Here is a 13,357-nt window from a genome sequence, read left to right on the forward strand (position 1 = left end):
AAGCCGGGCTTGCCCGCAGGGTCCGGCAGGTCTAAGCGCGCCCTCCCATGGAGAATTTCGCCGCGCCCGCGCGACCGATCATCGCCGCCATGATCGCCGATGCGGCGGCTGCGCCGGATCGCGCCGTCGCGTTCCAGGGTGCCCCCGGCGCCAATTCGCATATGGCCCTGCGCGAGGCGCTGCCCGATGCGCTGCCGCTCCCCTGCTTCAGCTTCGAGGATGCGATCGAGGCGGTGCGCGAAGGTCGCGCCGCGCGCGCGATGATTCCGATCGAAAATTCGCTGCATGGCCGAGTCGCCGACATTCATTTCCTGCTGCCCGAATCCGGGCTGGTGATCACCGGCGAACATTTCCTGCCGATCCGCCACGCACTGCTCGGGACCGGAACGCTCGAGCAGGTGCGCGAGGCGACCAGCCACGTCCAGGCGCTCGGCCAGTGCCGCCTGTGGCTGCGCGCGCGCGGCATCACCCCGGTCGCCTATGCCGACACCGCCGGCGCGGCGGCGCTGGTCGCCGAAATGGCGAATCCCGAAATCGCCGCACTTGCCCCGGCGGGCGCCGCGCCGCTCTACGGCCTCGACGTGCTCGCCTCCGACATCGCCGATGCCGATCACAATATGACGCGCTTCGTGCTGCTGGCGCGCGAAGGCGCGGCGCCCGAAGGCGACGGACCGTGCATGACGACCCTGGTCTTCGAAGTGAAGAACGTGCCCGCCGCACTCTACAAGGCGCTGGGCGGCTTCGCGACCAACGGCGTCAACATGACCAAGCTCGAAAGCTATCAGCGCGGCGGCAGCTTCGCGGCGTCCGAATTCTATGCCGACATCGTCGGCCGCCCCGGCGATCCCGCCATCGATCGCGCGCTGGCGGAGCTGGGCTTTCACAGCAAATGGGTGCGTTTGCTCGGCACCTATCGTCAGGCGCGCCCGCGACCCTGACCATCCGGCCGGGCGAAACAGCTACGCCTCGTCGAGCCAGGCCCGCATCAGCGTGTGCGCGATCGCATAAGGCGGGGGCGCGGCAAATGGGGCGCCGGGTTCCTCGGACAGCGCGGCGCGGATGCCTGCGCGCGGCACCCACAAGGCATCCTCCAGCTCGTTCGGATCGACGGTAAGCGCATCGTCTTCCGCCCTGCCGATGCATGCGATCATCAGCGACGAGGGGAAGGGCCAGGGCTGGCTGGCGACATAGCGGATGCCGTGCACGCGCACGCCCGCCTCCTCCAGCGTTTCGCGCGCCACCGCTTCCTCGATCGATTCGCCGGGCTCCAGAAAGCCCGCGAGCGCCGAATAGCGCTCGGGCGGCCAGCCGGGCTGGCGCCCCACCAGCACGCGGTCGTCGTGCTCGATCAGCATGATCACCACCGGATCGGTGCGCGGGAAATGCTCGGCGGCGCAATTGGGGCATTTGCGTGCCCAACCCGCGCGAAAGGCCTGGGTGCCATATCCGCACACGGCGCAGAAGCGGTGCCGCATGTGCCAGTCGACCACACTGCGGGCCGCGGCATAGAGCGACGCCTCCTCGGGCGGCATCAGTCCCAGCATCCGGAACAGCGCGGGCGATCGCCCGCGCACCGGCGGCTCGTCGGGATCGACGGCGGCGAAGTGCGGCACCTGCCGGTCGTCTAGCCCGAGCAGGACGAGCTCGGCATTCTCCGCCGCATCGGCGAGCGATCCCCAGCCGAGCCGCCCCGCGTCGTCAACCTCCGGATCGAGCGCGGCAAGCCTGAGCAGCCGCGCCCGCCAGTCGCCCGCTGCCGCGGCGAGCGCCTCGGCATCGTGGCGCAACCGGTCGGCGCGGTCGAGGGTGCAGCCGGTGAAGCCCGGCCGGATCACTGCGCCATGTCGGTGTAGATCGCGCGCACCGCATCCTCGCGCAGCGGCCATTTGTCGGCGGGGAAGTAATTGACCATCACGACGCCGCGCACCTTGTTGGTCGGATCGACCCAGGCGGCCGTACCGGCGGCGCCGCCCCAGCCGTAGGTGCCCGCGCCCGCACCACCCGGAACGCTGTCGAGATACACCGATCCGCCGGCGCCATAGCCCATGCGTGGGCCCGTGGTGCCGCCGGTGTTGCCCGCCACGCCGCCGAATTCGACGCCTTCGGGCAGCAGGTTCGACATGGCGAGCCGCACCGTCTCCGGCTTCAGCACGCGCGTGCCGTCCAGCACGCCTTCGTTGAGCAGCATGTGCAGGAAACGGTCATAGTCGCGCGCCGACATCACCAGCCCGGCGCCGCCATAGGGAAAGCTCGGCGGCGTCAGCCAGACCGACGATCCGGCCGGATCGACCGGCAGCCGGTTGTCGCCCGCCCAGGCATAGTTGGTGGCGAACCGGCCGACCTCGGACTGCGGCACTGTCCAATAGGTCGAGTCCATGTCGAGCGGATCGAACAGCCGGGTCTGGACGAAGCGCTCGAACGGCATGCCCGCCGCCACTTCGATCACCCGCGCCAGCACGTCTAGCGAGATCGAGTAGCTCCAGGTGGTGCCCGGATCGGCGATCAGCGGCAGCGTGGCCACGCGATTCGCGAACTCCTCGAGCGAATCGGGGCGGATGGTGCGCATCTGCGGCTCCAGCGCCGCGTTCAGTGCCGCCGGATTGATCCCCAGCCGATTGTACTCGTCGAGCAGCGGGCCCTTGGTGACGATGGTGTAGCCGAGGCCGGCGGTGTGGGTCAGCAGGTGGCGGACCGTGATCGGTCGCGCGGCCGGGCGCGATTCGAGACTGTTCTCGGGATCGGTCAGCACCCTCATTTCGGCAAAGCCGGGAATGAAGTCGGAAATCGGCTGATCGAGCTCCAGCTTGCCTTCTTCGACCAGCATCATCGCCGCGATGCCGGTTATCGGCTTCGTCATCGAATAGACGCGCCAGAGCGAATCGGCGTCCGCCGCTGCGGCGCCTTCCTCGGCGGCGATGCGGCCGGCCGAAACGAACACGGGCGCGCCGGTGCCGCCATAGCCGATCACGATGCCGTTGGTCCGGTCTTCGGCCACATAGCGATCGACGAGCGCCTGAGTCGCCTGCGAAGCGGCGACGCGCGATTCGACCGGCGGGGTCTGCGTCGCCGTCTGCGCGCAGGCCGCGCTCGCGGCGAGCGCCAGGGCGAGGCCGGTCAGTCCGAACTGTCTCATTGCACGCATCGCTGTTTCTCCATCATCCGCACCGCCCGAACGAACACGGTCGGCAGTCCTGCCGAGCCGAGATCGTCGATCGGCCACCATTCGCTCTCCGGCGGCACTGAATGCCCGGCGAACGAAGCCGCCGCAAGCGCCGCCTCGAGCCGGAAGTGCGTGAAGACATGGCGTACCCTCGGTTCGAGCAGCCGCCACTCCGCGGCGAACGGCGGAGCCGCCAGTCCCGGCGGTTCGGCGCCCCACTCCCCGGTCGGCAGCGCGCGCATCCCGCCGAGCAGGCCGCGCGCGGGGCGCCGCACCAGCAGCACCGCGCCGTCGCGCTCGGCCCAGAAGAAGGTGCCGAAGCGGCGCGGCTTCTCGGGCTTTCGGGCTTTCACCGGATAGGCTTCGGGCGCGCCCTCGGCCGCCGCGCGGCAGCGCTCACGCAGCGGACAGGCGAGGCAGCGCGGCGCCCGGGCCGTGCAGATCATGCTGCCGAGATCCATCATCGCCTGGGCGAAGTCGCCCGCGCACGCGTCGGGCGTAATCGAATCGGTCGCGGCATGGATCGCGGGTTTCGCGGCCGGCAGCGGATCAGAGATCGCGAACAGCCGCGCCACCACGCGCTCGACATTCGAATCGACCACCACCGCGCGCCGGCCGAAGGCGATCGCCGAGACCGCCGCCGCGGTATAGCCGCCGATCCCGGGCAGCGCGCGCAGCGCCGCCTCGTCCTCCGGAAGCCGGCCGCCATGTTCGCCCGCCACGGCACGGGCGCAGGCCAGCAGATTGCGCGCCCGCGCATAATAGCCCAGCCCCGCCCACGCGGCCATCAGCTCGGCCTCGTCGGCCGCCGCCAGCGCCGCGAAGCTGGGCCAGCGGGCTAGGAACTTCTCGAAATAGGGCCGCACGGTGGGCACCTGCGTCTGCTGGAGCATCACTTCGGAAAGCCACACCGCATAGGGGTCCGCACGCGCTGCGCCGGGCGGCGCCCGCCACGGCAGGACGCGCGCATGGCTATCGTACCAGTCGAGAAGCAGGGCGGCGATGTCGTGAGGATGATTGTCGGGCACGCCTCGCCTATGGCATGGGTCTGTTCAGATGAAAAAGCCGTCCCCCCGATCCCGGCGAAAGCCTGTCGAGCCGCAGCGTGCGATGCGCGCACGGCCCGTGTCCGAGCTGCTGCCGGACGTCGGCCGCGCCACCTTCCGCAAGTTCGGCTTCGTCCAGCATTCGGTGGTCAGCCGCTGGAACGAGATCGTCGGCGAGCGCTTCGCGGGTGTGTCGGCGCCCGAATCGATTCGCTTCCCGCAGGGCAAGCGTGCCGAAGGCGTGCTGACGCTCACCGTTTCCGGCGCCCATGCGCCGATGATGCAGCATCTCGCCCCCGAGATCGTCGAGCGCGTGAATCGCTTCTTCGGCTATCCTGCGGTCGCGCGGGTCGCGATTCGCCACGGCGACGTGGCCCGCCGCGCCGCTCCCCAGCCGCGCGCCGAGCGTCAGCCGATGCCCGAAGCGATGGGCGACAGTCTGCGCGGCATCGCCGATCCCGAGCTCAAGGCAGTGCTCGAAGCGCTCGCCGCCGGTGTCGCGGACGCAGAAGCCAAACCCATTCCCCAGCTCGGCCGGATCGACTGAATGATTCGTCACCCCCTCACTCGCCTCGGAGAATAGTCCATGCGTACTGCCCTTTTCCTCGCTCCGGTTCTGGCGCTCGTCGCCTGCAACGGCGGCAATGCCAATGAAGCCGCGCCCGTGCAGGGCGAAGCAGTCGAAAATGTCGCCGCGCCGCAAGGGCAGCAGTGGACCGAGGTCGTCACCAAGACCGAGCAAGGCGGCTATCTGGTCGGCAATCCGAACGCCGCGGTGAAGCTGGTCGAATATGGCTCGCGCACCTGCCCCGCCTGCGGCGCCTTCGCCGGTCAGGCGTTCGAGCCGCTGATGCAGGATTATGTCTCCACTGGCCGCGTCAGCTTCGAATATCGCGACTTCCTCATCCATCCGCAGGATCTCGCGGCTTCGCTGCTCGGCCGCTGCGTGAGCGAGGAGCGTTACTTCCCGATGCTCGAGCAGATGTTCGCCGCCCAGCCCGAGCTGCTGCCGCGCGTCCAGCAGCTCAGCGATCAACAGATCACGCAGCTTCAATCGATGCCCGCGCCGCAGGCGGCGCCGCTCTGGGCCGAAGCGACCGGCTATCTCGATTTCGTCAAACAGCGCGGGCTTTCCGAGAGCCAGGCCCGCCAGTGCCTCAACAACGCGGAAATGGTCGAGGAGCTGGTTGCGCTCCAGCAGGTCGCGCGCGAGGACAATGTCAGCGGCACGCCGAGCTTCTTCATCAACGGTCGGGCGGTGCCAAACACGCTGAACTGGGCGCAGCTCGAGCCGCAGCTGCAGGCAGCCGGCGCACGCTGACGGCGTAGTGGGCCGGGAACGGCGATGCAGATCAAACGGCTGCGGCTGACAGGCTTCAAGAGCTTCGTCGACCCGGCCGATCTACGCATCGAGCCCGGCCTCACCGGCATCGTCGGCCCCAACGGCTGCGGCAAATCCAACCTGCTCGAGGCGCTGCGCTGGGCGATGGGGGAAAACTCCGCCCGCTCGATGCGGGGCTCGGGCATGGAGGACGTGATCTTCGCGGGCACCGAATCGCGCCCCGCCCGCGATTTCGCCGAAGTCTCGATCCTCGCCGAAGAAGCCGGCGATGCCGACGAGCTCGAAGTCGTCCGCCGGATCGAGCGCGGCGCGGGCAGCGCCTATCGCATCAACGGCCGCGACGTGCGCGCCAAGGACGTTGCGCTGCTGTTCGCCGATGCCGCCACCGGCGCCCATTCGCCCGCGCTGGTCAGCCAGGGCCGCATCGGCGCGGTCATTTCGGCCAAGCCTGCCGACCGGCGCGCAATGCTCGAGGAAGCGGCGGGCATCGCCGGCCTCCACGTCCGCCGCAAGGACGCCGAGCAGCGGCTCCGTGCAACCGAGAACAATCTCCAGCGGCTCGACGAAGTGATCGGCGACCAGGAGAACCGCGCCAATGCGTTGAAGCGCCAGGCGCGTCAGGCCGAGCGCTATCGCGCGCTTTCCGATCGCATCCGCGAAGCCGAGGGGCGGATGATCTTCGCCCGCTGGCGCGATGCCGCCGCCGCCGCCGATGCCGCCAAGGCCGAAGCGGCGAGTGCCGAGGCGCTCGTCGCCGAACGGACCCAGGCGCAGGAAGCCGCGCTCGCCGCCCAACAGGCGGCGGCGGAAAAGCTGGCGACTGTGCGCGCCGCCGCGCTCGCCGTACGCGACCGCGCGAGCGAAGCCATGCACCGGCTCGCCCAGCTGCGCAGCGAACGCGCGGGCGTCGATCGCCGGATCGGCGAACTCGCCGACTCCGAAGCGCGACTGACCGAAGACCGCGGACGCGAAGGTGCACTCGCCCGCGACGCCGCCGAGGCGCTGAAGCGGCTCGACGAGGAAGCGAAGACGCTCGAAGCCCGGATCGCCGAAGGTGCCACGCGCCTGCCCGAGCTCGAAGCGGCATTGGCGCAGGCCGAACGCGCCGCGCGTGATTCCGAAGTGGCGCTCGCCCAGGCAGTCGCCGCGCAGGCGAGCGAAGCCGCCGAGGCGCGCGTCGCCGAAGCCGCGCTCGCCGCCGCCCGGTCCCGGCTCGAGCGCAGCATTCGCGACCGCACGCGAGTCGAGGCCGAACTGCGCGCGCTCGCCGATCCCGCTCCGCTCCAGGCCGAGCGGGCCCGCGCCGCGCAAGCACGCGAGCAGGCGGCGCGGCAGACCGAAAGCGCGCGCACCGCGCTTTCCCGCGCCGAGGCAACCGAACGCTCCGCGCTGGCGGAGCGCGATCGCGCCCAGTCCGCGCGGGCCGCCGCCCATGCCGAACTCGCCCAGCTCGACAGCGAGGCCACTGCGCTTGCCAAGGCAACTCGCCCCTCGGGCAAGGACCGGCTGCTCGACCGGCTCGACATCGATTCGGGCTATGAGCGTGCGCTCGCCGCCGCGCTGGGCGACGATCTGGAGGCCGGGCTCGATCCGGCGGCCGAGCGGCATTGGGCGGGCGCCGAGCCCCGGCCGGAGGATCCCACCGGTCCGGCCGGCACCACGCCGCTCGCCGCGCATGTCCGCGCTCCGGACGCGCTCGCGCGCCGCCTCGCGCAAGTGCTGGTGGCCGAGGAGGACGGCGGCCAGCCGCTCGCGGTCGGTCAGCGGCTGGTGACGCTCGCGGGCAAGCTGCGGCGGTGGGACGGCTATGTCGCGCGCTCGAGCGGCGCCGCGGCGGCCGAGCGGCTCGAGCGCATCAATCGGCTGCGCGCGATCGAGAAGGCGCGACCCACCGCCGTTCGCGCGGTCGAGGCCGCCGACGCCGCGCTGACGCGGATCGACGAGGACATCACCGAAGCGCGCCGGGCCGCCGGCGATGCGCGCCGCGTGCTCGAACATGCCGATGCCGCCGGGCGCGAGGCGATGCGCGCCGAAGATCGCGCCGCCGGGCAGCTCGAACGGCTCGAAGCGCAGCGCGCCGATCTCGATGCCCGCGCCCGCCGCGTCGCCGGCGAAGTCGAAGAGGCCGAGGCCGAACAACGCCGCGCCGAAGCCGTGCGCGCGGCGCTTCCGGACGGCAGCGCCACGCGCGAGCGAGTCGCCGCGCTCCAGTCCGACACCGAGGCGCGCCGCACCGCCACCGCCGCCGCGCGCGCCGAACGCGCGGCGCAGGAGCGCGACGTCGCGCAGGCGCGCGAACGCCTTGCCGCCGCCCAGGCCGAAAATCGCAACTGGCGCGCCCGCGCGGGCGACGCCGCGCGCCGCGCGGCCGAGATGGACAAGCGCGGGGCGGCGCTGGCCGAGGAGCGCGCCGCGCTCGCCGAGCGCCCGGCGCAGCTCGACGCCGCGGTTGCCGAAGCCGAAGCGGCGAGCGAGGCCGCGCGCGGCGAATCGGCCAGCGCACAGTCGGCCGAGCGCGATGCAGAAGCCGGCGTTCGCGGCACCGACGCCGCGGTCCGTGCCGCCGGCGAGGCACTGGCGGAGGCGCGCGAGGCACGCGCCGGCGCCGCCGCGCGCGCCGAGAACGCCGACTTGCGCCGGATCGAAATGGGTCGCCTTTCGGGCGAGCGGTTCGAATGCCCGCCGCCACTGCTTCCCCAGCGCGCCGGCTTCGACCAGAATGAGGTCGGCACGCCGCAGGACGAATCTGCCCGGCACGACCGGCTGATCGCCGAGCGCGAACGGATCGGCCCGGTCAATCTCGTCGCCGAAAGCGAACTGGCCGAGCTCACCACCCTGGCCGAGACAAACGCGCGCGAGCGCGACGAGCTGGCGCAAGCGGTCAATCGTCTGCGCGGATCGATCGGCACGCTCAACCGCGAGGGCCGCCAACGGCTGCTCGCCGCGTTCGAAGCGGTGAACGGCCATTTTCAGCGGCTCTTCACCACCCTGTTCAATGGCGGGCAGGCGCATCTCGAGCTGATCGACTCGGACGATCCGCTCGAAGCGGGGCTCGAGATCATGGCGCAGCCGCCCGGCAAGAAGCTCCAGTCGCTAACCCTGCTGTCGGGCGGCGAACAGGCGCTGACGGCAGTGGCGCTGATCTTCGGCCTGTTCCTCACCAACCCGGCGCCGATCTGCGTCCTCGACGAAGTCGACGCACCGCTCGACGACGCGAACATCGAGCGTTTCTGCGACCTGCTCGACCGGATGAACGCCGAGACGCGCACCCGGTATCTGATCGTCACACACAATGCCGCCACGATGAGCCGCATGGACCGATTATTCGGCGTGACGATGGTCGAGCGCGGCGTGAGCCGGCTCGTCAGCGTCGATCTGGGCGGCGCGGAAAATCTGTTGGCGGCGGAGTAGGGAAATGGCGACAGGCAGGCCGAACAGGTGCCCCCGGTGCGACGGATCGATGACCGAGGGAGTGATCATCGACAACAGCTATGGCGAAAAGAAAGTGAGCGCCTGGGCCGAAGGGAGGCCGGAAAAGCGCTGGTACGGTCTGAAATTCCCGAAGAAGGTCCGCGAGATCACCAGCTTTCGCTGCAACCGATGCGGCTATCTCGAAAGCTACGCCCGCTAGGCGGCGAGGATGCGGCGATAGAGCGCGAGATAGTTCTCCGCCATCGTCTCGACCGAAAAGCGCGCCTCGACGGCGCTTCGGCAAGCCGTCCGGTCGATTGCACCGACTCCAGCGATGGCCTCGACCGCCGCACCCGGCTCGCCGACCAGAAATCCGGTCGTGCCGTCGTCGATCAGTTCGGCCATGCTGCCGCGGTCGATCGCGATCACTGGCGTGCCGCACGCCATCGCCTCGATCACGCTCAGCCCGAACGGCTCGTCGAAATCGATCAAGTGGAGCAGCGCCTTGGCCGCGCCGAGCGCGCGCACCCGCTCCGCTCCGCCGACCGGGCCGTGATAGACGATCGTCTCGCCGTCGCAGTGCGGCTTCACTTCGCGCTCGAAATAGCCTGCGTCCTGCACGATGCCATAGAGGTGCAGCCGCCGCCCGGTCGCCTGGGCCACCGCGATCGCATGATGCGCGCCCTTGTCGGGATGCATCCGGCCGAAGAACAGCAGGTCCTCGCTGCCCACCGGATCGAAAGCGAATTCGTCGAGCCGGATACCGTGGTGGATCGTCGCGGCGTAGCGCAGGTCGGGATGCCGGTCGGCCTCCGAAATCGCGACATAATGCACTCGATCCTCGAACGGCTTGTACATCGGCAGGATGCGCTCGCTCGAAAAGCCGTGGATCGTCGTCACCATCGGCGTATCGATCAGCGGCGCAAAGGCATGTGCCGGGAAATCCGCCTGGTTGTGGATCAGATCGAATTCCCGCGCGCGGGAGAAGGTGTGGCTGAGGTGGCGATATTCCCACACCTTGGCGTCGAGGCTGCGATCCTCCTCATAGCCGCGCGGCACCACGCCATCGAGCTTTCCCGCAGTCTGCGAGTCGCGTGTCGCGAACAGAGTCACTGCGACTCCCTTCGCCACCAGCGCTTCGGTGAGCAGGCTCGTCACCAGCTCCCACGGCCCATAGTGGCGCGGCGGCGTGCGCCACGCGATCGGCGCGATCATCGCCACTTTCATCCCAGGATCAGTCCCTCGTCGGCACGGAGCAGTGCGGGATCGGCCCCGGCGCCGCGGGTCGAGAGCAGCACGGCGAGTTCCCCGGCCCATTCGGGAATGGCGAAAGGCTGCGGCCGATCGCCGAGATTCAGCACCACCAGCATTCGTTCGTCGCCGTGTCGGCGCGCATAGGCGAGAATGTCGCCCGCGCATTCCACCGGCAACCAGTCGCCGACATGCAGCGCAGCGCGTTCGCGCCGCAGCGCCAGCAGGTCGCGATACAGGCTCCATATCGAGCCGGGGTCGCCGCGCTGCGCCGCCACGTTGCGCGTCCGCCAGTCGTCGTGGAGCGGCAGCCACGGCTCGCCGCGCGTGAACCCGGCAGTGTCGCCGTCGTCCCACGCCATCGGCGTGCGCACCGGATCGCGGTTCAGCCCCTTGCCCGGTTCGTTCAGCTCACGCGGATCGACCACGCGCTCGGCGGGAATCGGCACCTCGGCCAGCCCGATCTCGTCGCCGTAATAGATCGTCGGCGTGCCGCGCAGCGTCAGCAGCAGCATCGCCGCCACGCGCGCCTGTTCCGGCCCGAAGCGGCTCGCCGCACGCGGCCGGTCATGATTGCCGAGCACCCAGTTGGGCCAGCCGCCCGGCGGCAGTGCCGCCTCGTAATCCGCGATCAGCCGCGCCAGCGTCTCGGCCTTCCACGGCGCCTCGATCAGCTGGAAATTGAAGGGCAGATGCACCTCGGGCGCGCCGCGGCCGTAATAGTCCATCAGCCGCTCGACCGGCAGGTAGATCTCGCCGATCAGCACGCGCTCGGGGCTGTAGCCGTCCGCCACGCGCCGCATGTCGCGCGCGATTCCATGCACTTCGGGCTGGTCGGTCGAATGGAGCTGCAGCACCCGGAACATCTCGCCCATCGCCGGGGTCCAGGCGGGATTGGGCGGATTGTCGGGGAAATCGGCGTGCTTCACCATGTGCCACAGCACGTCGATGCGGAACCCGTCGACTCCGCGATCGAGCCAGAAGCGCAGCACTCCCAGCATCGCCTCGACCACCTCGGGATTGCGCCAGTTGAGGTCCGGCTGCTCCTTCAGGAATGCATGGTAATAAAATTGGCCGGTGGCTTCGTCCCACTCCCAGGCCGATCCCCCGAAATCGCTGATCCAGTTGTTGGGCGGGCCGCCGCCCGGCGCCGGATCGCGCCAGAGATACCAGTCGCGCTTGGGATTGTCGCGCGAGGCGCGGCTCTCGGCGAACCAGGGGTGCTGGTCGGACGTATGGTTCGGGACAAAATCGAGCAGCAGCTTCAATCCGCGCGCATGGCATGCCGCCAGTAGCGAGTCGAAATCGTCCATCGTCCCGAAGCGCGAGTCGATGCCGCAATAGTCGGCGACGTCATAGCCGAAGTCGGCCATTGGCGAGGGGAAGATCGGCGACACCCAGATCGCGTCGATACCGAGCGCCACCAGCGCGTCCAGCCGCGCCTCGATTCCCTTCAGGTCGCCGATCCCGTCGCCGTTCGAATCCTGAAAGCTGCGCGGGTAGATCTGATAGATCACGCCGCGCTGCCACCATTGCGGATCGCTCATCGCGCCTGCCCCTCGTTCGGTCGAGAACGAACGACGGGCGCGACCCGCGGTTTCACGCAAAACGGCTCTTGGGGAGGTGAGACACGCGACAGGCCAGATCGGCCTCGCCCGATACGACGATATAGCTGTCGCCCGCGTCGGCGATGCCGGTGCTGAACACCACCGGTGTCGGCAGGTACATCTGGTGCGCGATGTCCGCGCACAGGTCCGGCCGCGCCTCCAGCAGCGGCACGCCGTCCTCCTGCCGCAGGATGCGCGAGGGATCGTCGCGATCGAGCAGCGCCCAGAAGGTGCGATAGACCCCCACCGCATCGCGCCGCTCGACACCGTGATAGAGCAGCAGCCATCCCTCCGGCGTCAGGATCGGCTGGGTGCCGCCGCCGATCCGCAGCGTCGAGCTGGTTTCCTTGCGCGGGCGGATGCCCGGGGCGTCGAGCGGCTTCCAGTGCAGCCCGTCGGGGGATTGCGCCAGGTTGATCGACGGCCCTCCGAGATACGGGCTCTCCTCGGGATAGGCGAAATAGACCTCGCCCAGCGGCCGCGTGAGGGCATGGTATTTCTGCCCGATCTTGCCCTCGAACAGCACCATGTCCTTGTTCTGGTGATCGAGCACGACGCCCATCGGCTCATAGTCGATCCCGTTCACCGATCGGTACATGGCGGTGCAGTGCCGCTCGGCCGAAACCCCGCACACCGTCATCCACCAGCTGCCGCCGACCAGGCTGATCCGCGCGTCCTCGATGCCATATTCCATATAGCTGGCCGAAGGGGCGATGATCTTGTCGTAATGGATCTTCACGATTTCGCGCGCGTCGCGGCTGATTTCGACCGGCAGGAGCCACGACAGCGACGTGAGCCCGAGCTGGGGCGGCAGCGCATTCTTCAACGCGAACTGGCGCGGATCGCGCATCTCGATCGAGCCGACCGGGTAGCGATCGAGCACATAGCGTTCGGGCGTCCAGCGAATCGTCCGTGCGTGCCCGGCGACCACGGGATTCTCCAGCGCCTCGGCGACACGCACCATCAGCAGCAGATTGCCGCCGGGCAGCCGCGCGAGGCCCGGATTGAACGCGCCCAGCACGAAGGTGGGCTCGTCGATCGAACCGCGCAGCGGCGAGCGACTCAGGTCCACGTCGTCCGGCCCGAAGATCAGATAATCGTCACTACCCACCCGCATCCCTCCGCCCCCCGACGCGGAGCCGGGAGGACTCACCGGTAGAGGCAAAATGCGCCGTTCGACAAGATCAGGACTCGCGAAGCCGCTCGTGATGCCGGATCACTTCGTCGATAATGAACCTGAGAAATTTTTCGGAGAATTCGGGATCGAGATCGGCTTCCGCCGCCAATCGCCGCAGCCGCGCGATCTGGGCCTCCTCGCGCCCTGGATCGGCGGGCGGCATTCCGGACGTGGCCTTGTGCTCGCCGACTGCCTTCGTGACCTTGAACCGTTCGGCGAGCAGGAAGACGAGCGCCGCATCGATATTGTCGATGCTCTGCCGATAGCGTGCGAGCGTGTCGTCGGTCATGCGCCCCTCCCCCACGCTCTTTCGCCTTCCGCGGGCGCCGACGCAAGCCGCAAGACTTGCCTTTACGGCGCGCA

The 13,357-nt window shown here is 69.5% G+C and carries 12 protein-coding genes; 5 read left to right on the top strand and 7 right to left on the bottom strand.

The window, feature by feature from the left end; genetic code table 11:
* Positions 1-47 precede the first annotated feature (47 nt).
* On the top strand, positions 48-938 hold the full coding sequence (locus ACQ450_RS09010) for a prephenate dehydratase (protein ID WP_431469011.1): 891 nt from the start codon (positions 48-50) through the stop codon (positions 936-938).
* A 21-nt stretch (positions 939-959) separates the two neighbouring features.
* Here the strand turns inward: ACQ450_RS09010 and nudC are convergent, their stop codons facing one another.
* From nudC to mutY, 3 genes are read right to left on the bottom strand one after another with little or no spacing between them, the layout of a single operon-like run.
* Positions 960-1,835: an NAD(+) diphosphatase gene (nudC, locus tag ACQ450_RS09015; RefSeq protein WP_431469012.1), complete on the bottom strand. Its 876-nt coding sequence runs from the start codon at positions 1,833-1,835 to the stop codon at positions 960-962.
* Complete coding sequence (locus tag ACQ450_RS09020; protein ID WP_431469013.1) at positions 1,832-3,142, bottom strand: serine hydrolase domain-containing protein; 1,311 nt, start codon at positions 3,140-3,142, stop codon at positions 1,832-1,834. The genes nudC and ACQ450_RS09020 overlap by 4 nt, the downstream gene beginning before the upstream one ends.
* Positions 3,130-4,188, bottom strand: a complete 1,059-nt coding sequence (mutY, locus tag ACQ450_RS09025; RefSeq protein WP_431469014.1) for an A/G-specific adenine glycosylase — start codon at positions 4,186-4,188, stop codon at positions 3,130-3,132. The genes ACQ450_RS09020 and mutY overlap by 13 nt, the downstream gene beginning before the upstream one ends.
* 82 nt (positions 4,189-4,270) lie before the next feature.
* Between mutY and ACQ450_RS09030 the strand changes: the two genes are divergently transcribed.
* The 4 genes from ACQ450_RS09030 to ACQ450_RS09045 are packed head-to-tail and all read left to right on the top strand — an operon-like array spanning position 4,271 to position 9,179.
* Complete coding sequence (locus ACQ450_RS09030) at positions 4,271-4,753, top strand: DUF721 domain-containing protein (RefSeq protein ID WP_262503772.1); 483 nt, start codon at positions 4,271-4,273, stop codon at positions 4,751-4,753.
* Positions 4,754-4,792: 39 nt separating this feature from the next.
* Positions 4,793-5,527, top strand: a complete 735-nt coding sequence (locus tag ACQ450_RS09035) for a DsbA family protein (protein WP_431469015.1) — start codon at positions 4,793-4,795, stop codon at positions 5,525-5,527.
* A gap of 24 nt (positions 5,528-5,551) precedes the next feature.
* Positions 5,552-8,959 carry a chromosome segregation protein SMC gene (gene smc, locus ACQ450_RS09040; RefSeq protein WP_431469016.1) on the top strand — a complete coding sequence of 1,136 codons (3,408 nt, stop codon included), beginning with the start codon at positions 5,552-5,554 and terminating at the stop codon, positions 8,957-8,959.
* Positions 8,960-9,008: 49 nt separating this feature from the next.
* A complete protein-coding gene (locus ACQ450_RS09045; RefSeq protein ID WP_188053017.1) occupies positions 9,009-9,179 on the top strand; it encodes a hypothetical protein in 171 nt (56 codons plus the stop codon).
* On the opposite strand, the gene ACQ450_RS09050 is transcribed toward ACQ450_RS09045, so the two are convergent.
* From ACQ450_RS09050 to ACQ450_RS09065, 4 genes are all read right to left on the bottom strand, one after another.
* Positions 9,176-10,186, bottom strand: a complete 1,011-nt coding sequence (locus ACQ450_RS09050; protein WP_431469017.1) for a glycosyltransferase family 4 protein — start codon at positions 10,184-10,186, stop codon at positions 9,176-9,178. The genes ACQ450_RS09045 and ACQ450_RS09050 overlap by 4 nt on opposite strands.
* Entirely contained in the window at positions 10,183-11,757 is a 1,575-nt protein-coding gene (locus tag ACQ450_RS09055; protein WP_431469018.1) for an alpha-amylase family glycosyl hydrolase, read from the bottom strand. The genes ACQ450_RS09050 and ACQ450_RS09055 overlap by 4 nt, the downstream gene beginning before the upstream one ends.
* A 52-nt stretch (positions 11,758-11,809) precedes the next feature.
* A complete protein-coding gene (locus tag ACQ450_RS09060; protein ID WP_431469019.1) occupies positions 11,810-12,928 on the bottom strand; it encodes a glycosidase in 1,119 nt (372 codons plus the stop codon).
* 73 nt (positions 12,929-13,001) lie between these two features.
* Positions 13,002-13,283: a chorismate mutase gene (locus tag ACQ450_RS09065; RefSeq protein WP_188053021.1), complete on the bottom strand. Its 282-nt coding sequence runs from the start codon at positions 13,281-13,283 to the stop codon at positions 13,002-13,004.
* Positions 13,284-13,357: the final 74 nt, after the last annotated feature.

Origin of the sequence: Sphingosinithalassobacter sp. LHW66-3 (genome assembly GCF_050703275.1) — a bacterium.
Lineage (GTDB): Bacteria > Pseudomonadota > Alphaproteobacteria > Sphingomonadales > Sphingomonadaceae > Sphingomonas.

Excerpts from the sequence above, each read along its gene's own strand:
- ACQ450_RS09010 (WP_431469011.1), top strand. The coding sequence starts at position 48 with ATGGAGAATTTCGCCGCGCCCGCGCGACCGATCATCGCCGCCATGATC.
- ACQ450_RS09020 (WP_431469013.1), bottom strand. The coding sequence starts at position 3,142 with ATGCGTGCAATGAGACAGTTCGGACTGACCGGCCTCGCCCTGGCGCTC.
- ACQ450_RS09030 (WP_262503772.1), top strand. The coding sequence starts at position 4,271 with ATGCGCGCACGGCCCGTGTCCGAGCTGCTGCCGGACGTCGGCCGCGCC.
- ACQ450_RS09035 (WP_431469015.1), top strand. The coding sequence starts at position 4,793 with ATGCGTACTGCCCTTTTCCTCGCTCCGGTTCTGGCGCTCGTCGCCTGC.
- smc (WP_431469016.1), top strand. The coding sequence starts at position 5,552 with ATGCAGATCAAACGGCTGCGGCTGACAGGCTTCAAGAGCTTCGTCGAC.
- ACQ450_RS09045 (WP_188053017.1), top strand. The coding sequence starts at position 9,009 with ATGACCGAGGGAGTGATCATCGACAACAGCTATGGCGAAAAGAAAGTG.
- ACQ450_RS09050 (WP_431469017.1), bottom strand. The coding sequence starts at position 10,186 with ATGAAAGTGGCGATGATCGCGCCGATCGCGTGGCGCACGCCGCCGCGC.
- ACQ450_RS09055 (WP_431469018.1), bottom strand. The coding sequence starts at position 11,757 with ATGAGCGATCCGCAATGGTGGCAGCGCGGCGTGATCTATCAGATCTAC.
- ACQ450_RS09065 (WP_188053021.1), bottom strand. The coding sequence starts at position 13,283 with ATGACCGACGACACGCTCGCACGCTATCGGCAGAGCATCGACAATATC.